This window comes from Embleya sp. NPDC005575 (assembly GCF_040605455.1).
In the GTDB taxonomy this organism is placed as follows: domain Bacteria; phylum Actinomycetota; class Actinomycetes; order Streptomycetales; family Streptomycetaceae; genus Embleya.
Genome location: NZ_JBEXCV010000045.1, coordinates 14979 through 40119, shown reverse-complemented (window position 1 = coordinate 40119; position 25141 = coordinate 14979). Strand labels below are relative to the sequence as shown.

General features: G+C 69.5%; 20 protein-coding genes, 1 pseudogene and 1 CRISPR repeat array. Of the genes and pseudogenes, 8 read left to right on the top strand and 13 right to left on the bottom strand.

Going from position 1 to position 25141, the window contains the following annotated elements:
- Positions 1 to 235: 235 nt before the first annotated feature.
- Positions 236 to 1540, bottom strand: a complete 1305-nt coding sequence (locus ABZS54_RS17600) for a M48 family metallopeptidase (RefSeq protein ID WP_355536099.1) — start codon at positions 1538 to 1540, stop codon at positions 236 to 238.
- 467 nt (positions 1541 to 2007) lie between these two features.
- Between ABZS54_RS17600 and ABZS54_RS17595 the strand changes: the two genes are divergently transcribed.
- Together ABZS54_RS17595 and ABZS54_RS17590 are read left to right on the top strand one after the other, a co-directional pair.
- Complete coding sequence (locus ABZS54_RS17595) at positions 2008 to 2433, top strand: hypothetical protein (protein ID WP_355536096.1); 426 nt, start codon at positions 2008 to 2010, stop codon at positions 2431 to 2433.
- 495 nt (positions 2434 to 2928) lie between these two features.
- Positions 2929 to 4425 (top strand): DUF2079 domain-containing protein, encoded by a 1497-nt coding sequence (locus ABZS54_RS17590; RefSeq protein ID WP_355536093.1) that lies wholly within the window; start codon positions 2929 to 2931, stop codon positions 4423 to 4425.
- A gap of 302 nt (positions 4426 to 4727) precedes the next feature.
- On the opposite strand, the gene ABZS54_RS17585 is transcribed toward ABZS54_RS17590, so the two are convergent.
- The gene (locus ABZS54_RS17585; protein ID WP_355536090.1) at positions 4728 to 5144 is read right to left on the bottom strand and encodes a hypothetical protein; all 417 of its coding nucleotides are present in this window, start codon (positions 5142 to 5144) and stop codon (positions 4728 to 4730) included.
- Between the two features lie 548 nt (positions 5145 to 5692).
- Complete coding sequence (locus ABZS54_RS17580) at positions 5693 to 6640, bottom strand: LysR family transcriptional regulator (protein ID WP_355536087.1); 948 nt, start codon at positions 6638 to 6640, stop codon at positions 5693 to 5695.
- Between the two features lie 71 nt (positions 6641 to 6711).
- Here ABZS54_RS17580 and ABZS54_RS17575 point away from each other — a divergent pair, with 71 nt between their 5' ends.
- Positions 6712 to 7446, top strand: a complete 735-nt coding sequence (locus ABZS54_RS17575) for an SDR family oxidoreductase (protein ID WP_355536084.1) — start codon at positions 6712 to 6714, stop codon at positions 7444 to 7446.
- A 187-nt stretch (positions 7447 to 7633) separates the two neighbouring features.
- Here ABZS54_RS17575 and ABZS54_RS17570 read toward each other — a convergent pair whose 3' ends face one another.
- From ABZS54_RS17570 to ABZS54_RS17550, 5 genes are all read right to left on the bottom strand, one after another.
- Positions 7634 to 8023 (bottom strand): recombinase family protein, encoded by a 390-nt coding sequence (locus tag ABZS54_RS17570; RefSeq protein ID WP_355536081.1) that lies wholly within the window; start codon positions 8021 to 8023, stop codon positions 7634 to 7636.
- A 729-nt stretch (positions 8024 to 8752) separates the two neighbouring features.
- Positions 8753 to 9244 carry a type I-E CRISPR-associated protein Cas7/Cse4/CasC gene (locus ABZS54_RS17565; protein WP_355536078.1) on the bottom strand — a complete coding sequence of 164 codons (492 nt, stop codon included), beginning with the start codon at positions 9242 to 9244 and terminating at the stop codon, positions 8753 to 8755.
- Positions 9245 to 9543: 299 nt separating this feature from the next.
- On the bottom strand, positions 9544 to 9744 hold the full coding sequence (locus ABZS54_RS17560; protein WP_355536075.1) for a hypothetical protein: 201 nt from the start codon (positions 9742 to 9744) through the stop codon (positions 9544 to 9546).
- A 32-nt stretch (positions 9745 to 9776) separates the two neighbouring features.
- Positions 9777 to 10277: a hypothetical protein gene (locus tag ABZS54_RS17555; protein WP_355536073.1), complete on the bottom strand. Its 501-nt coding sequence runs from the start codon at positions 10275 to 10277 to the stop codon at positions 9777 to 9779.
- An 81-nt stretch (positions 10278 to 10358) separates the two neighbouring features.
- Positions 10359 to 10982 (bottom strand): Tn3 family transposase, encoded by a 624-nt coding sequence (locus ABZS54_RS17550; RefSeq protein ID WP_355536070.1) that lies wholly within the window; start codon positions 10980 to 10982, stop codon positions 10359 to 10361.
- 389 nt (positions 10983 to 11371) lie between these two features.
- Positions 11372 to 11828: a CRISPR direct-repeat array (repeat unit 28 nt; unit sequence ATCGGCCCCGCGCACGCGGGGATGCTCC).
- Between the two features lie 81 nt (positions 11829 to 11909).
- Between ABZS54_RS17550 and ABZS54_RS17545 the strand changes: the two genes are divergently transcribed.
- Positions 11910 to 12167, top strand: a complete 258-nt coding sequence (locus ABZS54_RS17545) for a DUF664 domain-containing protein (protein WP_355536144.1) — start codon at positions 11910 to 11912, stop codon at positions 12165 to 12167.
- A 1015-nt stretch (positions 12168 to 13182) separates the two neighbouring features.
- Here the strand turns inward: ABZS54_RS17545 and ABZS54_RS17540 are convergent.
- The 3 genes from ABZS54_RS17540 to ABZS54_RS17530 all read right to left on the bottom strand — a co-directional run bounded on the left by ABZS54_RS17540 (position 13183) and on the right by ABZS54_RS17530 (position 18586).
- The gene (locus ABZS54_RS17540) at positions 13183 to 14013 is read right to left on the bottom strand and encodes a CAP domain-containing protein (protein ID WP_355536067.1); all 831 of its coding nucleotides are present in this window, start codon (positions 14011 to 14013) and stop codon (positions 13183 to 13185) included.
- Positions 14014 to 14832: 819 nt separating this feature from the next.
- Positions 14833 to 15156 carry a hypothetical protein gene (locus tag ABZS54_RS17535; protein WP_355536064.1) on the bottom strand — a complete coding sequence of 108 codons (324 nt, stop codon included), beginning with the start codon at positions 15154 to 15156 and terminating at the stop codon, positions 14833 to 14835.
- A 1-nt stretch (position 15157) separates the two neighbouring features.
- Entirely contained in the window at positions 15158 to 18586 is a 3429-nt protein-coding gene (locus ABZS54_RS17530) for a DUF6603 domain-containing protein (RefSeq protein WP_355536061.1), read from the bottom strand.
- A 1168-nt stretch (positions 18587 to 19754) separates the two neighbouring features.
- Here ABZS54_RS17530 and ABZS54_RS17525 point away from each other — a divergent pair.
- Positions 19755 to 20105: an extradiol dioxygenase gene (locus tag ABZS54_RS17525; protein ID WP_355536058.1), complete on the top strand. Its 351-nt coding sequence runs from the start codon at positions 19755 to 19757 to the stop codon at positions 20103 to 20105.
- 1038 nt (positions 20106 to 21143) lie between these two features.
- On the opposite strand, the gene ABZS54_RS17520 is transcribed toward ABZS54_RS17525, so the two are convergent.
- The gene (locus tag ABZS54_RS17520; protein WP_355536056.1) at positions 21144 to 21977 is read right to left on the bottom strand and encodes a helix-turn-helix transcriptional regulator; all 834 of its coding nucleotides are present in this window, start codon (positions 21975 to 21977) and stop codon (positions 21144 to 21146) included.
- 117 nt (positions 21978 to 22094) lie between these two features.
- Here ABZS54_RS17520 and ABZS54_RS17515 point away from each other — a divergent pair, with 117 nt between their 5' ends.
- On the top strand, positions 22095 to 23159 hold the full coding sequence (locus ABZS54_RS17515; RefSeq protein ID WP_355536054.1) for an aldo/keto reductase: 1065 nt from the start codon (positions 22095 to 22097) through the stop codon (positions 23157 to 23159).
- A gap of 288 nt (positions 23160 to 23447) precedes the next feature.
- The gene (locus ABZS54_RS17510) at positions 23448 to 23720 is read left to right on the top strand and encodes a hypothetical protein (protein WP_355536156.1); all 273 of its coding nucleotides are present in this window, start codon (positions 23448 to 23450) and stop codon (positions 23718 to 23720) included.
- Here the strand turns inward: ABZS54_RS17510 and ABZS54_RS17505 are convergent.
- Positions 23693 to 23869: pseudogene (locus ABZS54_RS17505) on the bottom strand (hypothetical protein); the annotation flags it as partial. The gene ABZS54_RS17510 and the pseudogene ABZS54_RS17505 overlap by 28 nt on opposite strands.
- Positions 23870 to 24604: 735 nt before the next feature.
- Between ABZS54_RS17505 and ABZS54_RS17500 the strand changes: the two are divergent.
- Positions 24605 to 25105 (top strand): hypothetical protein, encoded by a 501-nt coding sequence (locus ABZS54_RS17500; RefSeq protein ID WP_355536051.1) that lies wholly within the window; start codon positions 24605 to 24607, stop codon positions 25103 to 25105.
- Positions 25106 to 25141: the final 36 nt, after the last annotated feature.

Here is a 25141-nt window from a genome sequence, read left to right as displayed (position 1 = left end):
TCCGACGCCCACTCGAAACCCTCGCCCTCCACCGGCACACACCCCTTCGAAAACCCATTCGACACCATCGACCGGCGGCCTGGCCCGAGGGGACCCGGGGACGCCACGGCAGCGTCGCAGTCAAACAGGATCTCCTGCGCCCGTTCCCGCGGTTTCGCAGCGGTCGTCGTGGATCACCGGCGATGGTGATCGGGAGGTCGGAGAACGCAGGGGAGCCTGAGCGAGCCCGGGGTCGTCACGGCGCCGGTCGGTCCACCTGATCGCGGATGATCCGGTGTGCGGCTGCGGCGCGGACGTCGGCGAGTTCGGCCGCCACCGCCGCCCAGATGCGTTCGTCGACGGGGACGACCCCCTCGAAGCGTTCGCCCTCCAGCGCGTGTCGCCGGCGCAGCCGGGTGGGCGGGTGGGTCGCGTCGACGCTGTGTCCGCGCAGCGCCGCGACCCGGCGCAGTCGTTCGTACTCCCGTTCCGGGATTCGCGCGATGTGTGCGGCCAGGTCCTCCCACAACGTATGTTCGGGGACGGTCTCGCCACGCCGCGTCCCGGGTCGCCCTCGGGTGTTGGCCGCGACCGCCCGTCGGTGCAGTTCGGTGCGTACCGAGCCTTCGACCAGGAGCCGGTCCAGGAGTTCTACGACCGCCGCCGACGAGGCGACCCGCGCGGCGGTCCGGTCGGCGAGGTATTCGGCGCGCTGGGTGGCGCGCAGCGTGAAGTGGTCGAGCAGGATCAGCATGCCGTGCACCGCGGCCCTGGGCGGGAACAGCACGATGTCCACCAGGCCGGCGAGCCCGCGCTTCCCGCTCGGGGCGAGCAGATAGCGCCAACCGTCCAGGGAACGCAGGGCGTTTCCCACGACGAGCCCGTGTCGGCTGTCGCCGTTCGCGTAGTGGGCGAGTTCGTGGCCCAGGAGCGCGACGCGCTGCCTGGGGGTGAGGACCTCCCACAGGCCGAGCCCCAGGCGCAGGACCCGGCGCTGCCGCGGGCCGAAGGTTCGAACGCTCGCGTTGACGTCGGCGTCGACCTCGACGACGTGCACCCCGGTCGTGTCGGCGGCCGCCGCGACCTCGTCGATCAGGGCGAACAGCTGCGGCGCGTCGGCCCGATACAGGGCCGGCACGTTCTTGTCGAGGGCGCCCAGGCGCGGGCGCAGCGTCAGCGCCGCGAGCAACAGTACGACGCCGAGCACCGGTTGCACCCCGGTGGACCAGCCGAGCACGACCAGCAGGAGGCCGCCGACGGCGAGGCCGAGGGTGATCCCGTGCACGGCGAGCGCGGTGGTGAAGGCGAGCACGGCGTAGACGTCACGGCGAGGACGGGCGGCCGCATCTCGCAGTACGTCGGCGAACAGCTGCTCCGCGTGCAGGCGTGCCGAGCGCCTGCGCAGTTCCTCGATGCGCCCATACCCGGGTTCACGGCCGCCGGGGTCCACGTTCCATTCGCAGTGCGCGCACCACGTCACGAACCGCGCCTCGACCGGCATGTCCGCCCCGCAGTCCGGACACCGTTTCGCGTTTTCCACCGACGTGTTTCGTGTTTCCATGATCCCTCCCCCGGCGGCCCCTCCCCAGGGCCACCCACCCCGCCGACGCGGTGACGTCGGCCACGCAGAGTAGCGCCCCGCGGCGGACTCCCGAACTGGGGGCAGTGGTCGGCCGGCATCACCTTGTGGAGTGCGGTGGTTCGACCACCCTGGTCCCATCTCGCCCGGTCCCGTGACGGGTGGGTGCCGACGAACCCGAAGACTCGCCCCATCGTCATGCACGCCTGATCCCTCGTCTCAAGACTGCACCCGAGTCAACGGCACCTCCACAGCACCGACGGGTAGTCCGTGGACCCCGGCACCGGACGGGCGCGGTTCGACGAAGGTCGGCCCGCGAGAAAGGAATGAACTGGGCGAGACCGAACAGCCGACCCGCGACGGCGCAATTCGCCCGTCGACGTGACGGACCGTCCTCGCCCACAGATCGCGTGCGCTGGCCGACAGGTGCTGCCGGCGATCCTGCCGACATGACCGCTCTGGTCCCGATGGTGCGGCAGGTACAGCGCAACTGCCGGGCCGCCGGCGTTGTCGACGACGTGAACGTCCGGCTCGCGGACAACGGCTACGCGTCGGCCGCGAACTTCGACGCGCTCACCGAATTGCCGCTGCTCGTCGCGGTGACCGGCGGCGCACCACAGGTCATCGGCCGGCCGGATGTCACCTCGATCAGCGCAGCGCATCGTCCCATGGCCGACCGGCCGGCCACTCCAGGAGGCCGCCGCCTCTATAAGCGCCGAGCCGCGCTGGTGGAGCCCGGAGCTTCGCCCAGTTGTTTCAGCGATTCGGGCGCGGGCCTCCACTACTGCGGACGCGACGGTGTGGACACCGAGGTCAAGCTCTTGGGCCTTGTCCACAACCTGAATAAACGGCACGCGGCGATGCCAACGTCTTGACAACTACACCGGTGAAGTTGTGCGACAGCCTCTCGCCCAGCCGGCCGGTGCACCGAAACTCGGAAAACCCGGCCCGGGACGCCCTTCCGGCTCCAGGAACTTCGACCAGCACCCGCTACGACGTCGGAAAGACCATCAAACGCGAGCGCACCCTCACGGCCCACCACGAGCGCACAGGATAAGGAACAAGCTCAAGGGCAGACGTTCCAGGCGCGGCAAAGCCGCGTCCGCGTCCCTGGTCGCCCCACGGGCTGTGGCTCAAGACCCTATATTCGCGCGTTACGGATAGCCGACGACCGGAAGGCAATTTTAGGATCGGTTCCACTATCCCCGCAGATTTCCTGTCGATTCCCGCCACGGCGCACGGGTGGCACACCCATCGGTGGATGCTCCCTGCCCACACCGCCGCTACTTGTCACGTCACTTGGGGTGCTCGTCGGCAGGGGGGCACATCGACGGCGTTTCGCGGTGGCGACCCGAACAGGAAAGTCAACCTTGAGCAAGGAACTGTCGACGGTCGAGCCGTCGTGGACACCCAAACTCGTCTCGCCCCGCGACCAGGAGGCCACTGAGAAGCCGGACTCGCCCGATGCCGCCCTCGCGCAACCGGACCGCGCTCCTTATGTCTTGGCCGTGTTGGCGTTCGTGGTGTACGAGACGCATTCGTTGTTGCGGCATCAGCGCATGGCGACCCACGGTTACGATCTCGGGATCTTCGAACAGGTCGTCCGCGCGTACGCCCATTTCGATGCGCCGGTCTCCGACATTCGGGGTCCGGGTTTCAACACCATCGGCGAGCACTTCCATCCCATTCTCATCCTGCTCGCACCGATTTATCGGGTGTTCCCCTCGGCTCAGACGCTGTTGGTGGCGCAGGCCATGCTGCTCGCGGTCTCGGTGGTGCCCGTCACACGGATGGCGAGCGGGGTCCTGGGGACGCTGGGCGGCTCCGCGGTGGGTGGCGCCTATGCCATTTCCTGGGGCCTCCAGTCCGCAGTCGACTTCGATTTCCACGAGGTCTGTTTCGCCGTGCCGATGCTGGCGTTCGGTCTGGAACACTTCCTGGCGGGCAGGTATCGGGCGGCCCTGTTGTGGTGGCTGCCCCTGTTGCTGGTCAAGGAAGACCTCGGATTGACGATCGCCGCTGCAGCGGTTCCCCTGGCCTTCGCACGGCAACGGCGCATGGCCGCGCTGCACGCGGCCATCGGCATCGCGGCATTCCTTCTCACGATCTTCGTGATCCTGCCTGCCCTCAACCCGCACGGCACCTTCGCGTTCTGGGGCTCGCTCGACGGGACATCCGAGAACGACAAGAGCAACAGCGGCGCCTCACTGGGCAATGTACCAATGATGCAGTTGCTCCTGGACCTGCCCAAGGCGATGATCCTCCCGGAACAGAAATGGATGACCCTGTTCACCCTCCTGGTGCCCACCGGGTTCATCGCCCTGCGCTCACCGCTGGCCGTCATGCTGCTTCCGACCCTGCTGTGGCGCTTCACCTCCGACAACGCCCTGTACTGGGACACCCGCTTCCACTACAGCGCGGTGTTGATGCCCATCGTCTTCGCCGCCTTCCTGGACGGACTGCGCCGCCTGCGTGCGTCCCGGACGGATTGGCTGCGCCGCTACGCGGCCAAGGCCGCCGTCGTCCCGCTGGTGACGTCGCTCGCGCTGGCCCGGGACTTCCCGCTCATGGACCTGTTTCGTGGGGACAGTTGGCGCGTGCCTGATCGGGTCGTGGCCGCGCGGCGCGTCCTGGACGCGATCCCCGACGGCGCTCAGGTCACCGTCACGGAGCACTACGCGCCGCAACTCACCTCGCGCACCCGGGTCACCGAATTCCCCAACGTCCTCCCCGGACCCGGATACGCGGTCATCGAGTTCTGGGACAACTACGCCGACTGGGGCAAGCACGCGGTGGAGGAACTCACATCCCAAGGGTTCGAACAGATCAGCGAGGCGGAGGGAACCGTTTTGCTCAGGCGGTCTTGAGTTCGAGTGGGCACCGAACCCGACGAGGGTGGATCGGCGGGCGGCGACACCGAGAACAGGCGCACACCGCCGGGGTTGTCGAAGGCGCTCGCGGCCGTGACCCATGCCGCGAGAACACGCTGAGCACCGGGGGCTGCCCGAACTCGCCGCCGCCCACCGGGGCCATCCACGCCCGCGATGCCACCCCCCGAGCCACCGTCGTATGGGCCATCGCCTGCGGCCGCCCGCTCCTGCTGATACGACCGAAGGCACCGGGGCTGGTCTGAACAGGTCCAGCCCAGCTGACCGGCGGGCGGCGCGACCTATGAATCCGCGCGCAGGCCGAGAGTGCTGTGTCGCACGAGCCAAGCGGGAACATCCGTGCTCCCGACCTCTTCCGGGTCGGGTCGACTCCACCAATTTTTCCGGAGTTCTCGAGAGGGCTCTCCGAGAACGATTGCGCTGAGCACCAGCTCCAGCGTCAGGCAGTCGTACTCATCATCACCGCGATAGCGCTCCAGGTCGCGTTCCGCCACGGCCTCGGCGATCTGCCGGCCACCGCCGTCGGCTGGGGCAAAGGTCGCTTCGAAGACCCCGTGCCCCGTCCAGCTTCGGTGCGGGAAAACAACATGATCCTCGACGAAGACATCCCACTTCTCGTCCATATCGCGGAAGCAGTAACCGAGTTGGGTGCGATACCAGTCCTCATCCGACCAGATTCGGCGCGGCAGGAACGGCATCGGACGAGGGGCAGAGATCGGAGGAAACGGGGTGCCCGGTGGCAGGCACTCGCCGCACCTCGCGGTGGACGTACTGCTTCCACGGCCGTGTGCACACCCGCCCGGCCCGAGGCGGCCGAGTCGGCCCGGAACCGGGCTGGCCGGCGGGGCGGTTCGGAGCCGCCCTCGCCGGTGTCCCGCAGCGCGGTACTCGGCTTCGGACGCAATTGCTGGGCTCTGTGGCGTGGACGGCCACGTCGGAGAGGATCGGGAGATCGTCCCCGCTCGTACTCGCCGGCGCGATCCGGTCCGGCGGTCACCTGCCGATCCCGGCCGGGAAACCTCTCCATCCGCCCGGGCGGTCGCGTGGTTGGGAGGCGCCGGCCGGGCCGGCTGTGGCGCGGCCGATGTGTCGGTCAGTTGTCATCACTGCCTGTTGGTCGTGTTCCCGCGGCATGCGCATGACGGTGACGGGTGGGAGCTGGCCATTCTTCGCGCCGGTTGCTGTCTGGCTATCGGGGCGAGGAAAGAAGCGCGTGGTCGGCGCGACCAGGGGTTGAGTACGCCGGTCAGGCCAGTGCGGTCATGTGGTCAGGGTGGTGGGTGGCGACGTCGTGGGCGGCTTGGACAAAGGTGGCGACGGCTGCGGATCGCGAGGTCTCCGGCCAGGCGACCATGACCGCGCTGGGGCTGAGGCCGGTGACCGGCCGGTATGCGATGTCCGGACGCTGGTGCCGCTCGGTGGTGGAGCGTGACAGGAACGCCACCGCCTGCCCCAGCGCGACCACCTCCAGGAGTTGCTCGACGCCGGCCACGAGCGGCCCCTCAGGAGTGTCAGCCGGCGCCGAGCCTGTGTGGCCATCGCCTGCTTCTTCTGCGCCGTCGCAGCCGGTGTAGTAGGCGGTGGTGGAGGGGGCGGCCCCCTTCCAGCGCGGGATCGGTTCGCCCTTGAGGTCGGTCAGCCGCAGTCGCCGGCGTCCGGCCAGGCGGTGCGCGGCGGGGAGGACGGCCAGTCGCGGCTCGACCACGAGTGTCTGGGAATCCAGCCCTTGACCGTCGAACGGGCTGCGCAGCAGCGCTACGTCGGCACGGCCGTCCCGCAGCATGGCGATCGGCTCTCCGCCGCCGCCGACGACGACTTCAGGCGGCGGCAGATGCGAACCCCTTCCCCGGTAGGCGGCGAGGATCTCCCGCAGCAGCCCGGCATCGCCTCCCGGTTTGACCGCCACGACGAGCTGGGGTGTCGGCTGACCCGCCCGGCGTGCTCGCCGGGCCGCCGCGTGCACCGCGTCGACCGCGATCCGGGCCTGGTCGAGCAGCACCTGACCGGCGTTGGTCAGCCTCACCTGCCGGGTGGTGCGCTCCAGCAGGCGTACCCCGAGCCGGGACTCCATCTGAGCGATCGCCTTCGACAGCGGGGGCTGCGCCATCCCCAGGCGTTGCGCGGCCCGGCTGAAGTTCAGTTCCTCGGCGACCGCGATGAAGTACCTCAGCTCCCGCACCTCCAGCTCACTCATATCCGTGGACTATAGATCCAGAGTCTTCTGGTCTTTCCCTGCCGCCCGTGGGTGAGGGGAGGCTGGGTACCATGACGACTTCGCAGAAGACTGCTCTGATCACCGGCGCGAACAAGGGCATCGGCAAGGAAACGGCGCGCAGGCTCGCGGCCCTCGGCATCACCGTGCTGATCGGCGCCCGCAACGCCGAGCGTGGCGAGGCGGCGACCGAGGAGCTTCGCGCGGGCGGCGCCGACGTACGGTTCGTTCCGCTGGACGTCACCGACGAGACCTCGGTCCAGGCCGCCGCCCAGCACATCGACGCCACGTTCGGCCGCCTCGACATCCTCGTCAACAACGCCGCGATCGCCGCCGGACCGCAAAAACCGAGTGAAACCCCAGCCGCTACCGTCCGCCAGGTCTACGAGACCAACGTGTTCGGCGTCATCGCGGTGACCCACGCCATGCTTCCCCTGCTCCGCCGCTCGGCCGCCGCACGCATCGTCAACATGTCCAGCGAACTCGGCTCCCTCACCCACCTGGCCGACCCGCGCAGCCCGTGGTCCGCCTACTCCTCGATCCTCCTCCCTTACTGCACCTCGAAGAGCGCGCTGAACGCGATCACCGTGCTCTACGCCAATGAACTGCGCGCCGAAGGGATCCTGGTCAACGCGGTGAGTCCCGGCTACTGCGCGACCGACCTCAACCGCCACACCGGGATACGCACGGCGGAGGAGGGCGCGGCCCTGGCGGTTGACCTGGCGACGGCGGGCGAAGACGGCCCGACGGGCGCCTTTTTGGCCGAGGACGGGCCGATTCCCTGGTGAGACCATGCCGCGCCGTCTCCGCCCGAAGCCTGCCTGGGTGTTTTCAACCCCCGCCGTGACGATCACTGGCCTCTTGCGCGGCGCCCATCCCCACGGGCCTTACTGGTAGTTGGTGGGCGCACAAGCCAAGACGGGCACGAGGTGATCACTCATCTCGCGGAGTCGGCATCAAGGGCTGGGCCGCGGGTCAGCCGGTGGTTTCCATCGCGGTTGTGTGCTCGTCGTGTTCACGCAGCATGCGCATGACGGTGGCGGGTGAGGGGTGCCGGCCTTTCTTCGTGCCGGTGGTGATGACGAGGCGTTTGGCGATGTCGCGCAGGCTCATCTCCTGCTCGCGCAGGTGGAGGGCCATGGAAAGCATCGACTCGTCGGTGACGCCCACGCCACCGATCGTCTTGCCACGCTTGCGGGCGGACTCACGGCCCTCCAGGGTGCGGTCGCGGATGTACTCGTGCTCCATGCCCGACATCGCGGCCGGCACCGTGAACACGATCCCGGACGGGTCGTGCGAGCCCTTGAGTTCGCCTGTGAGGAACTCCAGCCCGACATCGCTCGCCTTCAGCTCTTCGGCGAGCATGGCGAGTTCGATGCCTCGGCCGAGCCGCTTGTGCTCGTGGACGACGAGGGTGACGGCGAACGCCGGAGGAACGGATCTCCCCGGCGAGCTTGACGGCGGCCTCCAACTCGGGGCGCCGGGTGGCGCGGGTGGAGATCTTCTCCGAGAAGATGCGCGTCAGTCCGGCCTCGGCGAGTGAGTCGAGCTGCGCGTCGAAGGACTGCCGGGCGGTCGAGGCGCGGGCGTACCCGAGGCGGACGTGCCCGACCGGTTCGGCGCCGGCGCTCACCGGCTGGGGCAGCTCGGCCCACACGGACCCCGGCTTGCGTACGGCTGGCGTCGGCACGCTCAGCGCCTTGGCGAGTTGGGGTACGAGGCGGAAGCGGGCGGTGTGGTACCGGATGGCCACCTTCCCCTTGCCGGTCCGGCACGGGGAGCCCGCGGGGGCGGCGCAGGTGGACATCGGGCAGTCGTGCGATTCCACGCGCTTGAAGTCGTCGTTGTACAGCGCCTTCATCCGGTCGCCCTCGTAGCCGCGCAGCTGGGTGATCGTGGCGCCGGCGGGCGCGGCGCTGAAGCGGAGCGCGTACATGCGGTGGGCGACGGCGGTACGGGTGGCATCATCGGCCCAGGAGCGGGCCTGGTGTTCGAGCCGGCGACTGGTGGCGTTGGTCGGGGCGATCGCGGCGTAGCAGCGCACGCCGCCGACGCCCACGCGCAGCACGGTGGTGCCGTGTCGGGCGAGGGTGCTCAGGGCGCGGGCGGTGATGGAGGTGCCGGGGCCAGGAGGAGACAGCTGAGGGCGGCGGTGGAGATGGCGACACGTTGTTCGCCGCCGCCGGGGGCCTCGACGACGGCATCGACGCCGGTGTCGTCCTGGACCACGCGCATGATGTCGATCTCGGTGTCGGTGGCGTGGGTGGTGAACGCGTGGGCGACCTGGGCGGCGCCGTCGACCTTGGCGTCGTCGATCTCGGCGAGCATGCGGCCGAAGAGGTTGATCACGCCGTTGCGCGAGCGCAGCCTGGCGTCGATTCGGTCGGCGGGCAGGACGCCCTTGTCCTTGGGCTTGATGCTCCTGCCGTCCTTGGCGCCTGAGAGCTCGGCCCGGAACTCGGCCGCGATGGAGGCGAGTTCGCCGATGGCGGTGCCGGGGACGTACACCATGGCGTTGGTGTCCCACGGCTCGTTCGGGTCCGTGGGCTCCTTCGGCTTCTCCGCGCCGACGCCGCACGCCAGCACGGTGTGCAGGCCGGCGCGGTGCCGGCCATCGACAACGGTGGTCCCCTCTCCGGGTGCCTCGGAAGTGTGAGCGCTGTGGGTCGCGACGCCGGCAAACGATGGCGCGCCGTCGACGACTCGACGGTCGACGTCCTTCCGGCATGCCGCGGCTCGGCCATGAACACGGCCGCGACACCCAAGGGCGACGTCACGTCACGCTACAGAAGCGCACCGACCACGCGGACCCGATTGGCGATTCCCCCAAAGACACAGGCCGTTGCCGTGCGCCGCCCGTTCGTCCCCGCGCCCGACGCCCGCACCTACTCCTCCACCTCGCGCGGCCCGCGCTCGCCGTCGTAGGCGACCGGTCCGCGTGCCAACCGTCCCCGCCAGGTCCCCCGCGCGGTGCGGTGCATCGGAAGCACCACCCAGTACCGGGCGACGGCGCTGCGCTGCCACGACCGCGGCAGCTCGGCCAGATCCGCGCCGGCGGCCGGCCACGACCCCGGCGTGGGGATCATGAAGGCCGCGATCGCCTTCAGCCGCTCGCGGGTCAGCGCGCGGGCCGAGCCCCAGCCGGGACCGGGACCTCGCCGGCCTCGTCCAGGCTCCAGCGGTCGTGGCCCTGCTCGTACACGCACACCAACTGCCCCGAGTCGGCGCCCAGACGAGTGGTGATCAGGGCCTCGTCGATCAAGCCGGTGCCCCGACTGAAGCGCTGCTGCAGGTCGTGGCGGGACTCGTGCGGGGGTTTGACCGACACCATGTTCGCCAGGGCACGCTCGGCGGCCTCACGGGCGACGCGGCGACGCTCCGCCGCGGCGCGCGCAGCCGCGTCCGGCGCCGGCGAGACGCCGGACGATGCCGCCGGTCCCAGGAGGAACGCGTCCGTGTAGACGTTGTCGATCACCCGTTGCACGTCCTCGGGCACGGCGATGGCCGGACGCTCGCGCAACTCGTCCCGGGTACCGAGCAGCAGCGACTTGTCGTAGATCTTCTCGCCCCACGTCCCGGGCACCGCGAACGCGCCGTCCTCGTCGACCGGGTCCAGCACGGCCGAGTAGTGTTTGAGCTAGGAGTAGATGCACTCCGACTTGCGCTCCACGTACCAGTAGATCATCACGCCGGGTCCCCGCTAGCGCTGGTGCCACTCGGTCATGAAGTTGCTGGACCAGGCGCCGAACTTGCGGCCGTCGGAGGGGCACGCGGTGCCTACGCCCCACCAGCCCTCGTCCCTGGCCGCGAAGGTGCTGTTGACCAGCTTGATCAGCGCGGCCCTCATGTTGGCCCGGTTCACGAACAGGTGCCGGATTCGGCGCTGGACCTCCTCGGACTCGCCGTGCTTGCCGGTGGCCACCACCCGCTTGATGCCCATGTTGGTGCCCAGCGCGAACAGCACCAGCAGCAGCCGGCGCCGCAGGACGTCCCGTGGGACCACCTCCCGGGAGGCCACCGAGGTGAACTCGGAGGTGAAGCCGGTGGCGAACTCGGCTTCTTTAAGGATGTCGATCAGGTCGATCGTCCCCCAGCGGCGCTGGATCTCGGCTTTCAGGGCGACCAGGTTCTCCGGTTCCTCCTGCTTGGCCAGCGGGGACACCCTGTTCCACGGCTCGTCGTGTTTCCTGGTGATCTCCACCCCGCCCGTGGTGCCGAGCTCCAAGGCCCGGTCGAAGCCCGTGAGTGCGTCGCGCAGCCGCTTCTGCAGGGCGGCGATGAACTCCTGCGGGTCCTGCGGCTGGCGGATCGCCGAGTAGTGCACGTCGCGGATTCGATCGCGTCCATCACGGGGCGGTAGGCGGTGTTGTTGCTTTCAGCTCCCACGCTGACAGCAGCGGGGAGAGCATCCGTCGCCAGTGTGCCGAGTACGAGGACCGCGCAAGCAGGGACGTTCCTTCAGCCGGCACGTTGTCCCGTGGCCTGGTCTGGTCGGCTCCGCGCGGACCTTGGACCGGCACGCCCGTCCGGTCCGGCGCAGCGATGCGATGTCGGCCCCTTGGGTTCGTCCCGTGGAACAGCGTTGGAGGGGTTGCCGGTTGAACTACGGTGATGTCGAAGGCGATCGGTTTTCGTGGGAGACAGCGGATGGGTGGCAAGATGCAACCGAATGAAAACGGCGTTACCCACTGGTAGAACCCCAGGTCGTCCAGTATCGGCCCCGCGCACGCGGGGATGCTCCCACCGGCGCGCGAGTGACCACGGCGTTTCCCGAATCGGCCCCGCGCACGCGGGGATGCTCCCGAGCGCGTAGGACTCCCGATTCGTAATCTCCCATCGGCCCCGCGCACGCGGGGATGCTCCTCCGGCCTCTTCGTCTCGATGGGCCAGGGTGCGATCGGCCCCGCGCACGCGGGGATGCTCCCGGCAAGTGCGCGCTGTACGCCGGGTTCGCTCTATCGGCCCCGCGCACGCGGGGATGCTCCCGTTGCGATGTGCCAGCGGCCGTCCACGACGTTATCGGCCCCGCGCACGCGGGGATGCTCCGGCGTTCGCCATCGGCAGCGCCATCGTGGCCGTATCGGCCCCGCGCACGCGGGGATGTTCCCGCGCTCGGCGCGTACTGCGTTGCGGTAGCGGCGTCGGCCCCGCGCACGCGGGGATGTCCCCGGCTGCGGCGCCGGCCGCAAACACCTCGCAGCCGGCGCCGTCCGCCGCGCGCGGGACGACATCAACACCCGATGGGAGCGGCATAGAGGTCGATGGCACGTTCGCCGAGTTCCACGTCGAGGACGCCGATGTCGGCGAGGCGTTCAGGGTTTGGCGCGAGGAGTGCGCCCGCGCCCGTGCCGTCGCCGCGTCCTTCAACTCCCTTGACGACACAGTCGACTTCCGAGGCGAGACCATCTCGCTGCGCTACGTCCTCACCCACATGATCGAGGAGTACGCGCGGCACAACGGCCACGCCGACCTGCTGCGTGAAGCGATCGACGGAGTGGTCGGCGAGTAGACAGCCGAGCGCGGACAGGGCGAGGGATTCGCCGATGCGGGCGCGATGGCGCATTTCGACGACGCTGCGGGCGGCGTCGTACACGGGGATCGTCTCGCCGGAGGCGGCGTCGAAGCGCTCGGCGCCCACGTCGAACGTCGCGGCGGCGTACCGCGCGACCACGGTGGGCAGGTAGGAGATCGTCGGCCGGGTCGACCCGCGGGGCACCGCGATGTGGACCGCGGCGGGGATGTCGTCGATCAGCTCGTGCAGCGCGAGGGCCGATTCCCCGCACACCACCGCCCGAGGCGCCACGACGGCCGCCCGCAGACACACCGCCAACAGGTCCGCGTGCGCGCGGCCTTGGCCGCGTCGGGGTGCCGGCACACGCCCCGCGAGCGGGCGAAGTCGCCTTCACCGATGAGGTCGGGGTCGATGTCGCCTGCGTGGGCTGCCTGGGCAAGAGCTGCGGCTGTCCGTGTGATCTCGTCGCGGCCGCCGTAGTTGATGCAGACGGTGAGGGTGGGGGCGGTGATCCGGCTTCAGGTCGACCACCTGCCCGGCGGCAGCGACCCGAGACCGGTTCGGTTGTGGTGGTTCAGGACCGACGCGACCGGCGCCGACGTCGACCGGTGCCGGCAGTGGTTCCTGCGCAGCTTCGACAACGCGCACGTTCGGTGTGTTCGAGCGCACCCTCGGCTGGACCGCCCCCAGGCTCCGCGACCGCGAATCAGCCGGCCCGCGGACCTGGATCGTCATCGCCGCCCACACGTGGCTCTTCATCGCACGCCCGCCCGCCGACGACCTGCGGCGGCCTGGGCGGACCCGCCGCGCCGAATAGGCTCACCCCGGCCAGGCCGTGGCAGACGTGGACGTTCTCAGGCTCCCGGCCCGAGGTCCGGGAGCGGAGTGCCGGGCGGGGGTGGGGCGCCGGGGAGGTGCGGCGAGCCGCAGTGCGCGCCATGGGCGATCCGCATCCGCCGGCCGGTGCGGTGGGTGTTGGAAACCGGCCGGCGGTATGGGCGGGCCGGTGGTGTCAGCGGGCCGTGCCGAAGTCCTGCGTCCAGTAGGAGTTCGGGCCTGCGAGGCCGACGCCGATTTCCTTGAAGGCGCAGTTGAGGATGTTCTGCCTGTGTCCGGGGCTGTTCATCCAGCCGGTCATGACCTGCTGGGCCGTGCTGTAGCCGTAGGCGATGTTTTCGCCGTAGGTTTTCCAGGTGTAGCCGGCGCGGGTGATGCGCTCGCCCGGGTCGGAGCCGTCGGAACCGGTGTGCGACATGTTGGCGTGCGCGGCCATGTCCTGGCTGTGTTGCAGGGCGGCGGCCGTCAGTTTCGTGTTGACGGTGAGTGCCGAGCATCCTGCCTTGGCGCGCTCCTGATTGACGAGGCTCACCACCTCGGCGGCGGGGCCCGAGGGCGGAACGGCCGGGGCGGTCGGCTTCTGCGTGTCGGCCGGGGCGGTCGGCTTCTGCGTGTCGGCCGGGGTAGTCGGCTTCGTCGAGGTGGGGGGCTTGCTTGCCTCGGTGGTCGGCTTGCCGACCGGGTTCGTCGGCCGGGGCGCGGCAGGCTGTGTCGGTGTCGTCGCGGTGGGCCGCTCGGTCGTCCGGGTGGGTTTCCGCTTGTGCGGAGTGTGAGTGGTCTTCGCGGTCGGCTGGGTTCCCCCGGTTGGATCGGCCGCACTGTCCGTCCAGTTGGGGACCGGTGGGCCGGGGAGGGGCCGACTGGAGGAGGGGTACGTGCTCTGGTTGCCGACGTTCCTCGTTGCGCCCGCGACGTTCTTCGTCCCGGCGGGCCCCTGGGGGGCTATGCAGGCTATGGCGGCGGTGGGTACGCCGATGATGCCCAGGGTGGCGGCGGCTATGACCATCTTCTTTTTGTATTGCGTCCTACGGTGCTTCCGCATGCGTGACCTCACTTGGTTTCGGCGTAGCGTCCTGCTATCGGGGGCTGCCGGACGCCGGCGGGCCGCCATTGTTGGAAGTCCGGGAACGGGCTCGCAAGTATCGGCGCCCACGTGCGGGGCGGAGCCGGACGGGAGGCTTGACTCGGGCCGACAGTCATGCCTGTGGTGTGGTCACCAGGTGGTGCGAAATTGGTGATCGGCGATCGGAAACGGCTCTGACCATCGAAAACGACGCATGGGATTCCGTTCGCTGAGATTCTCAATTCAGCTGAGAAGCGGATTGATCGCTTCTAATCGGATAAAGCACGACATCCGGGCGCGGTTCAAAGACGTAACGCTTTCGTGGTCACTCGCGCGCCCGTGACGCATGTCACTGTTTCAGCAGTGGTCGGAATGTGCCGTGGGGATCGTGCGCCGCATTCCGTGGGACGGCGACACTCCGTGGCGGCGGAACATGGCCGCCGCCGTCGACGACCTGATCGCCGACCTCGAACGCGGCCGGCTTCCCTTCCCCCACCGGCGGAACACCACGGCCTGGCCCTCGCCGGCGCCGAGGCCACACTCGACGAGGACCCCGACCTGGTCGCCGACGAAGCCGTCGGCCTCCCCGGCAACCCCACCGACTACCAATGGAACGCCTGCCGGCGACACCTGCTCACCACCCGCCGAACCCCCGACGAGGACCCGCAGCGGTGGTTCGCCCCGTTCCCGGACGTCGAACCACGCCGCCCCCAGCCGCCCGGACCACGCAAGCATCCGCACCCGACCGGGCAGGCCACGCATTCAGGTGGTGGTGCGCTCCGGGAAGAACTCCGCGTTCAGGATCGCGAGCGTGGCGGCGTTGCTCAGCCGGCACATGGGGCGCTGGAGGGCAAATATGCCCTTGGCGGTCACGCTGTCTCTGCGGTCGAGCGTCTTGAGCCACCGCACGGGCAGGACGTACTCGGCCATGTCGGGATCGGTCTCGTCCCCGACGTGGCGGTAGTTCCCCACGAGCTGCTGCTCGGCCAGGCGCACCGAGCCGTCCCCGACCACCGCCTCCCTGAACGGCGCCGGCTCACCGCAGACCTCGCCGACGCCCAGGTAGCCGACCTTGGGGATGTACACGTCAACCCGGGCCCCCGGGCGCGGCCGGCGCAGGCCCTGGGAGAACCACTTGCCGCCGCCGGCGGAGACGAACCCGAGGCGCGTCGGGGGGTAGGAGTTGGCCGGCGAACTCGGCCCAGTCCTCCAGCACCAGCTGTTCCTTCAGCGAGGCGCCGAACTTGACGGTGATCTTGATGAAGACGAACTTCGCGGTGACCGTGCCGCCGGTCGGTGGCCCCCACAGATCGAGCGATGCGCCGAGTTCGCCGCGTACGGTGAACAGCAGCTTGACCTTGGCGCCGACGGTCACCGAGATCCCGGCGCGAAAGTGCAGGGGCGCCCACTGGATCAGGATGTCGGCCTTCGCGGTCAGCCAGGCCTCGACGTTCCCGGAGCGGTAGCGGACATCGAGCATGCCGCCGGCCATCACCGCGTTGGGCGTCAGGGCGAAGTACGCGGCGCCGGTGATGTTGACCGTCGAGCCGAGCGACCAGGCGAACCCCAGTCGCGGCACGACCGGGAAGTGGCCGGGGCTCCGGTAGTCCGGGTGGTAGCCGCCGACCGTGATCACGAAGTCTCCGGCGTGACTGCTCTTGCCTGACCACAGGTAGAACGCGAACCCGCCGGCGAGGACGCAGGACGGGTCGATGACGTAGGAGTCGACGAGTTGTGCGGTGGCGGCGAGTTCACCGCGCGCGGACTGGTACACCACGCGCAGGTCCACGCCGATGCGCGCATACGCCTTGCCGGTCTTGGGGAAGCTCGCCGATGCTCTGCCGATCAACGCGAGGGTGAGGTCGTTTCCGGCCTCCAGGAGCAGCAGCACGCGGGTTCGGACGAACTCGAACGAGGTGAAGTCCAGACCGCCGGCCAGCCAGATCTGGCCTTGGGTCGGTTTCACCCACGGGTTCTCGCCGCCGGTGAGCAACGCCAGGGTCTGCAGCGGATCCGCCGGGAGGTCTACTTCCTCGTCTTTCACGCCCTGGAGCAGGGGGAACGACTCGATCTCGTGCTGTTCGGGGATTCGCACGCTCGACTGGTAGCCGAACCCGAGGGCGAAGCCGGTCACGTGGAACGGCGGCGGGCCCCCGAACGGGCCCGACGCCCGCCCGAACACGAACAACGACACCGCCCCGGTTCGCGACTTCTGGTAGGCGCCGAGCGCCAACACGGCGAACTTCGGGGCCAACTCCACCGTCAACGAACCCTGGACCAGCACCGGCCACTCGGGCGTGGGGCGGCTGACCAGGGCGCCGGCCACGCGCAACGGCGGGCGTTCGAAACCCACGCCCAACCCGTCCAGGCGGGTTTCCACCGGGAACGAGCCCTCACCGTTCAGGTCGATGCCCAGGCCCAGGCCCGCCACACCGATCGTCAACCCCGCGGCGGACAAGGACGCGTCGACCATCAGCCACACCGTGCCCTCGGTGTAGGCCAAACCGATCCTGGCGACGTGCAGCGGCCCGAACGCGCGACCCACGTCCAGCCACGCGCCGGGTGCCGTGGACGGCTGCGGCGGCGACGGGGTTTGGGCCGGCTCCAGGGATTGGGGGTTGACCGGTGGGCGGGGTCCGGCAAGCCGGAGCGACATCACCGATCGCGCGATGCCCGGGAGTGTGTAGTCGACCGCCAGCCACGCTCCCGCGCCCAGGCCGTCGACGCCCGGGTCCAGCGCGGGCAGGGTCAGTTCGGACCCGGCCGCGACGATCGCCGCGTTCAGGCCCTCCCACAGCGGCGCGGGCACGGGGGCCGAGGTGTAAAGGAGTCGAACCCCATGCAGCATCAGATCCGCGGCAGGCGGGATCAGGCCCTCCAGCAGCGGGAGCGACGACAATCCGGCCTCGGCGGCCACCACGGCCTGCACGGCGGTGACCGGGCGGCCCTGCGGGTTGCGCCCGGACGCGACCACGACCTGCAGCGGGTCGACCGCGGCGAAGAACACGGTGCGGCCGCCCACCGAGTCGTACACGATCCCCAGTGACCGCAGCTCCGGCCGCAGTGCGGCCGGCCACACCTGCTCCGCCGTGTCGATACCGTCCACGCCGACCGCGGCCAGCAGGGCGAACAAGGGCACGGCCCGGTCGGAGGCGTTCCACCGGGCGCTCCATGCCGTGCCCGTGCCGCCGTGATCCAGTTCCATGTCCAAACGCATGGGGTAGTCGATGTCCTCCAGCGCGACGACCAGGTCCAGGGAGCCGGAGAACGTCACGTTCGGCGTCCCGCCGCCGTCCCTGGTGACCTGCGCGTCGAGGGTGAACGCGGCGCGGTTGCCGGCGTCGCCCATCGGCAGCGTCCCGGTGAGGGTGACCGACCCGGCGGGTGTGGAGTTCAACGCGACGTGAATCTCGGTCAGTTCCAGGCCCGCGAGGGAACCCGGCAAGGGCACGCCGAACGCCGTCTCGAACAACGCGTCCACCGCGCCCAGGTCGATGCCGTAGGCGGCGCCGGCCACGCCCCAGCCGTCGGCGCCGCGGCGGGCCTGGAGAATCAGCGGTACACCGTCCAGGTCGACCAACCCGGTCAAGACCACGTCCGTGGCCGCGCTCCCATGGGTCAACTGGAGTGACAGTCCCGTGAGTTCGAGGCCGGGGGCGAACTCCCAGTTCGTGTCCAGTGCGAGCGCGAGGGTGTACACGCCCGACCCGGGCGCACAGCCCACCGCCAGGCGACGCAGGGCGATACCAGAGGGCAGACCGGTCCCCTCGAGGGAATCGCCGATCAGGTCGGCGCCGCCGCTCGGGTTCCACACGACCGCGGTCAGGTAGGCGTCGGGGAAGGAGACCGCCGCGTCCAGGACGTAACCGCCGTCGAGCCGGCAGTGCCCGGACAACCCACCGCGCAGCAAAGGAGCGGCCGAGAATCCCCCGCCGGGCGGGCCGGATTCGCGCGCCTGTGTGGCGATCGGCCCGGGGCTTGCGGTGCCCGGGGCGGGTGTGGCGGTCATCAGGTGCAGCCACAGGCGTAGTTCGTCCAGAGTCAGAACGTCCGGGAGAAGTTCCCAGTCGGTGGTGTCCAGGCGCAGGTCGAGCGTGATCTCCCGGAAGCGCCCGGTCACGGTGTCGAAGGCCCCGCCGATGCTGACCAGGTACAGCGACGACAGGATGTCCTGGATCTCGTCCGGGAGCGCGACGTCCCCGAGGACGTCGGCGTCCACGAAGGGAAGCGCGGCCAGTGATGTCAGCGAGGCGAAGGTGAGACGGTCGGCGAAGTAGCCGACCACGCGCCACACGCCGGTCAGCTCCTGCTCCGCCATCAGCAGGTGCTCGGCGCGGCCCGCTCCAGGAAAGGCGAGGGCCGCCATCGCCCCGGGCCACAGGACGCCCTCCTCGTTCGGCGCCGCCGGCAGGGCGAGCGCGGCGGACCCGAAACCCAGTTCGGACAGGGAGCTCAGGTCGCAGGTCAGGTACGGCATGTCGATCTGCCAGGTCGGCCAGGTCGCAACGACCTCCACGCCGATGACGGCAACCCTCGTTGTCCGTCAGGAACCGTGCGATCGCCGGTAACCGCCCGGATTCGACGCCCGGCAGGGCGAGTTCATCGGACAACGCCACGAGTCCCCCTCGTCATCGTCCATCCCAAGACCTGCACGTCACCGGCCAGGCCAACCCCAACCAGCCACGACGCGCCCCGCCTCACGCACGACACCCGCAACCACTCGCCCGGCATCGCACAGACAACCCCGACCGACCGGCTCGCGCCCACCTCCAGCCGACGGAGACACGTGATCCTGACACGCCACCAACCAGGCGGGAACCACCCGAGCAAAGCTGACCGGAACTATCCACCACATGACCGGATCAACGCCGCCCACCGGACACCAGCCGCTCGGACAGACCGGTCCGCCCTACACTCACGACCGAACACTTGGTCGATGACATCGTCGCCGGAATTCACGAACAGAGCGTGGCCGCGCCCCCGGTACCGACGCGGCCGCGGCCATCGTCCCCAGCGTCGCCGACCCACTCACCGCCGTCTCGAACCAGCGGGGACTCCTGCCGCCGGCATCGAGGAACTCCTGGATGTCCATCGGGGGGATGCCCTCGACCAGGGATATCAAGGCCTGGCTGTCGTTCCGGTTGAGACAAGCCGACCGCATGACCTCCTCGGCGAGCCCCGAGACGTCGATCCGCGAACTCTCGGTACCGCCACAGTTGTTCCGGCACCAGCCACACATTTTCCATCCACTCAAACCGGGCAGTTCGCCTCGCCGTCCGCCCCCGTGCCTTCACTTTCAGCACACCGTCATCCAGGTCCACGGACGATAGGGACACCCCCGACAGACCCGGAAACAGCACCTTCTCCAGCGACGACGCACTCTCCATGTCCGATGATTCTGGGCCGGCCGGCAGGCCTCATACGCGATTTTCAGGCAATCTCCGAGCCAACCCCGCAGCCATATTCGTCACCCAGCGTTACCGGATCACGGAACCGGAACTTGTGCCAGAGCCCGCCGGCGACCGTCATAGCCATTCGGGCAGCGCCCGGCTCGCCGGAGCGGGAATTTCCGTTGTCATGCAACTCAGTCGTCGTGTCATCGAATGCAGTCGAAGGTTTCTTGCACTGAGCGTGCCAGGATGCCGGGACACGACCGCCGGCACCCCAACGGGCAGGAGCCAGCCATGATCAGCGGTGCACATGTCATCCTCTACAGCCAGGACGCCGAGGCGGACCGTGCCTTCATCCGTGACGTCCTCGACTTTCCCGGCGTCGACGCGGGCGGCGGCTGGCTCATCTTCAAACTGCCCCCGGCCGAGGTGGCCGTGCACCCGACCGACGGCCCGCCCCAGCACGAGTTCTTCCTGATGTGCGATGACCTTGATTCCCAGCTCGGCGAGTTCCGCGCGCAGGGTGTCGAGATCACCCGCCCGGTCAGCGAACAGCGCTGGGGCAAACTGACTGCGATCCGGCTCCCCAGCGGCGCCGAACTCCCCCTGTACGAACCGCTGCACCCCATCGCCCACAGCCTGTGACCCCACAGCACTCAGCTCAGCGTGACGGATCTCAGGGTGGCCGCGGAGCGTCGGTGACGCCGCCGCAACAGGGAGGCCGTCCGCATCGGAATCGCGTTCGTAAGTTCGGCCCATCGCTCGACGCTCGGACGTCGTGTCATCGAACTTAGTCGCTGCAGGTCGGCGCGCCGCGACCGACTGACTGCAATGACACCGGACAGGGAAGAGGGCCGGCGGTACGGATCGGACGGTGACACCGGTCGGCAGCGAGTGCCCCGCGTCGTCGACGATCCGGATCTCGACGCCCGGACCGGGCCGTGTTGTCCACAGCGCCTCGACACCACGGCCCGAAGTTCGGTCCAGGCCACACTGTGCGCAATCGGTCAGGGATTCGCCCGTACACCGGACACGCACGGACCGCATGATCCGCTCGGCATCAAGCTCCACGACCGCGCGCAGGTCCGATGTCAGCTTTGCCTCGAAGTGCCTAGGGGCGTGCGGGCGCTCGGTCGATGCGGGTCGCCGTCACCGTCGCGGTCGGTCCGGTGCATCGTCGAGGCAAGGAACAAGAAGGGCTTCGGCACGCTCCGGCTCGCCTTCAGATCCGGGGCGCGTCGTGCCAGGTGTCCTGCGGATCGGAGCAAGAACGCGCCGGTGCCCGTGGACGGGTCCCGAAGGGTCCCGAACGACATCGTCGGATCCGTCACGAAGTGGTCCGTGACGAGGGCGGGCACGTAGTGCCCCCGGCCGGCAGCGCACGCCGCGGACGCCTTCCTCAGGCCCGGTTCGGCCCGGGTCCGCAGCCCCACCCCGGACACCAGCCGCGACCCGGCCGCCCCGACCCCGAACGGTCGGGTCGCACCGGGCCACGTGACACCCGAGGCGAGGTTGTTCGGGGTTCAGCCGCGCATGCGATCACCGACGCCGTATGCCCGGCGCGGCCGGTGGCAAAGCCGCAGCGATCTCGGCATGTTTTCGGCTCGGATTTCGCCGATGGATCCCGGAAAGAGGCCGGCACGACGGTTCGACTCAGTGCACGAACGGACGGTTCCACATCACTCACCGTGCGCACAGTTCGTCCAATGCGGACTGGCTCTCATCGTCCGCGGCGCGGTAGATCACCAACAGCTGGTCCGGATCTTGAAGTGGCGTAAGCGTTTCGAAATGCACCGCGATCATACCGACGTCCGGATGCCGTATCACCTTGCGCCCGCGGCCGTTGACCTTGATTTCTCGCTCGGCCCACAATCGCGCGAATTGCTCGTCACGCGTGATGAATTCGGCGATGAGGTCGCTCAACGCCTGATCCTGCGGATGCGCGGCCCACGCAGCGCGCAGGTGAGCGATCCCCTCCCGCACGACGCGTTCGCGGTCGACGTAGAACTCCCGTAGCTCCGGATGCATCAGACACAACCACATGGCATTGCGCTGCGACGGCGGCAGGGTGTCGAAATCCAGTAGCAGCCTCGCCATTTCGCCGTTCCAGGCCAGGATGTCGTAGCGGTGGTTCATCAGCATGGCCGGCAGCGGCGACAGGTCGGCGACCAGCCGGGCCAGTGATGGCGCCGCAGTGGTGGCGAGCTCGTCGGCATCGCGGGGGCGCTGCTGGGCCAGGCCGAAGAGGTAGGCACGTTCATCGGGGGCGAGGCGCAGCGCCCGGGCCAGCCCCTCCACCACGTCCGCTGAAGGCCGCAGCCCGCGGGCTTGTTCCAGTCGCACGATGTAGTCGGTGCTGACCCCGGCCAGCTCGGCAACCTCTTCGCGGCGCAGTCCCGGGGTTCGCCGGGTCTGCCGACGCGAAGGCAGGCCGAAATCCCGCGGATCCAGGCGTTCGCGCCGGGTCCGTAGGAATGCGGCCAGCTCCTGTGTCACGTCCACTGTGCCGATGCTCATGGCTGGTCCAACGCCCCGGGGTAGGACTGGTGTTCCCAGGAACTTCCTTCCCTTACCGTCGGGCGGCAATGGTCGCAGGCTGGTGCTCGACGACGATCACGAGCACAGGAGGACATGATGTCACTCACCCTCGACACCTATCGGTTGCTGGGCCGTTCCGGGCTGCGGGTGTCACCGCTGGCACTGGGCACGGCGACCTTCGGCACCGAGTGGGGCTGGGGTGCCGGGCACGACGATGCGCGCAAGCTGTTCGACCTCTACGTCGAGCGCGGTGGCAACTTCATCGACACGGCCAGTACCTACACCAATGGCAGCTCCGAGCGCATGCTGGGCGAATTCACCCGCGACCACCGCGAGAGCCTGGTACTGGCGACGAAGTACACGACATTGCGCCGGCCCGGCGACCCGAATTCCGGGGGCGCTCACCGCAAGAGCCTGTTCGGGTCGGTGGAAACCAGCCTGCGGCAGCTGAAAACGGACTACATCGATCTACTCTTCCTGCACGTGTGGGACTTCATGACACCGGTCGAGGAGATTCTGCGCGGCCTGGACGACCTGGTCCGCCACGGCAAGGTCCTGTACGTGGCGATCTCCAATGCTCCGGCCTGGGAGATCTCGCGCATGCAGGCGATCGCCGACCTGCGCAGCTGGTCGCCGCTGGTCGCGCTGCAGATCGAGTACAGCCTCATCAACCGGGGCGGAGAACGTGACCTGATCCCGATGGCGCGGGCGATGGGGCTCGGAGTAACCCCGTACTCACCCCTGGGCGGCGGCGTGCTTTCCGGCAAGTACAGCCGCGCCGACCTGACCGCGACGGGCGCTGACTCCGGTGAAAGCAACCGCAAGAGCTTCAACGCCGGCTTGGGCATGGTCACCGAACGCACCCTCGCCATCGCCGACGTCGTGCGGGAGATCGCCGCGGAGGTGGGACACACACCCGCCCAGGTCGCACTGGCGTGGACCCTGCAGAATCCGGGCGTGACGGCACCCGTCATCGGCGCTCGCACCCCGGAGCAGCTGGTGGGGAATCTGGGCGCCCTGGAGGTCGACCTCACCGCCCATCAGCTGGCCCGCCTCGACAAGGTCAGTGCGATCGACCTCGGCTACCCGCACGACCTGCTCGCCAGTGACCACATCCGCACGGTGACCGCAGGCGACCTGAAGATCGAAACCCGCCGCTGACACCAGACCGAGCGCCGAGGACAGCACTACCGCCGCCTCGGGGTGATCATCGGCACAGCCGGCTGCACCGCCGGCGACGAGTGTCCGCAGACGGTCGGGGCGGCCCGGCCGGCTGGTGTTGTTGCCACAGGCGGGTGGCGACATAGCCGGCACGGTCGCCGCTGTTTTGCCAGTGCCACGTGCCCCGCCGGCGCCGCAGCCGGATCCGCCGCAGCCCGATCCCAAGCAGAAGCAGGACGGCGCGCTGCCCGGCATCGGGGACCCTGGCCCGGGACGGGACAAGGCGTAGTGCGCGACGACGCCGAGATCGTGGGCGCCCTCGACGCCGAGGGCGCCTTCCCCACCTCGTGGGTACGCGGGGCCCTGCTCGCCGTGCCACGCGCCGCGTTCGCACCCGACACGGTGTGGCGCGCCGACCGCGCGACGGGCCGCTACACCGCCGTCGATCGCAACGCGGACCCCGGCGCGTGGGACGAGACGGTACTGCCCCGACCCTGTCGTGACGCAGGTCGACGACGGCACCGCCGAGGCGTCTCGCCGCCGGTACGGCGCCACCGGTAGGTGTCCCACGCGTACCAGCCCAGGCCCTCCACGTGCCGGAAGCGGTCCCCGTACATCGCGGCGAACAGTCGTCGCCGCCGTGACGCTTTCGGAACGCCGCGCACTTCTTCGGCTTCACCGCGCGATGTGTCGACCCGAGGTCGACACATCGGATCCGGACCTTGCCTCCCACGGGCAACTCGATTGCCTCCGGAAGGCAATGTTCGCCCGCGCCTCATGGTGTCGACAGTCCCAGTGCCCGACGCCCTGGCGGGTTCGCCGCCGGGATGGGTTGGCATGCCGTGGAGTCGTCCACGCTCCCCACGTGCTTGCCACCAGGGTGGGAAGGAGGATCAGGGCGGTCGCGTCCGCGCCCAGGAGGCCGTACGTCGACGACTCGAAGTCGCGTGTCCCGATGCCCGCTGCGAACATCACCACCACGGCGATCAGCACCGTGTGGATCCTGCGGGCGCGTCACTCACCGACCAGAGGCCGGAGGTCGTGCAGGACCAGGTCGCTTCCGGACGAACGTCCATCGCGCGACTGTGCGTCCGGTGGGGGTATTGGTGTGCAGATATCCGGCGAGGACGGCCAGCCAACCGTGCACCCGCTCCCGGGTATGGCGCGAGTAGGGCCCGCCGGGAGCAGTGAGCACCGCGACGGCGGTACGGACATAGAGCTCGTTGAGGTGGTCGCGGATGGCCGCCGCGTGGGCCAGGGCCGGCGACAGGAGGTTCCGCGGCGCGTGCGGATACGCCCCCGTTCCGGGTTCTTCGACGACGGCCACGAGCTTCAACCCGTCTCTGTCACCGCCGACTTCGGGTCGGGTCCGCAGGCGCTCAAGTGGACGTCGGAGCCGGTGCGACGTCGCCGCGACACCGACCCCCTGCACACGGCACCGGCCGTTGGCGTCGGCAAAGATCTGCTTCCACCCCCTTGCACTCCAGCCACAGATCGACGGAGGGAGCGCGATCGTCCTGCACGTCGGGCAGGTCGCCGGCCTCGATCCGGGCGTCGTCCGCGTGGAAGGCGAAGTCGACGGCGACAGTGGTGTCGATCCGGGCCCACGCCCAGTCGGGCTCGCCCTCGACGGCGGAGTACGTGCGCACCAGCTGTACGACCTGATCACCGACGCAGGGGACGCGTGGTGGGGCGGCCGCCTCGAAGCCCGACGCGACGCCGAGCGACGCCTGGTACCAGCGCTCGTCCTGCACACCCCCACCGACCCCACCATGCACACCGCCGTCGACGCGATGCTCACGAAGGCCCGCACCTCCTCCACCCACAACCTCTCGGTCGAGGGCCAATTCCTGCTGACCGCCGCCACCGCGGCCGCGAGCGGCGCGTACCTGGACGGGCTGCTCGGCAAGGCCGGGTACCGGGTCCTGCACGCACCCCGCGACTGACATCGCGATCCGGGCGGCGTTCGCGTCGCACTGTCG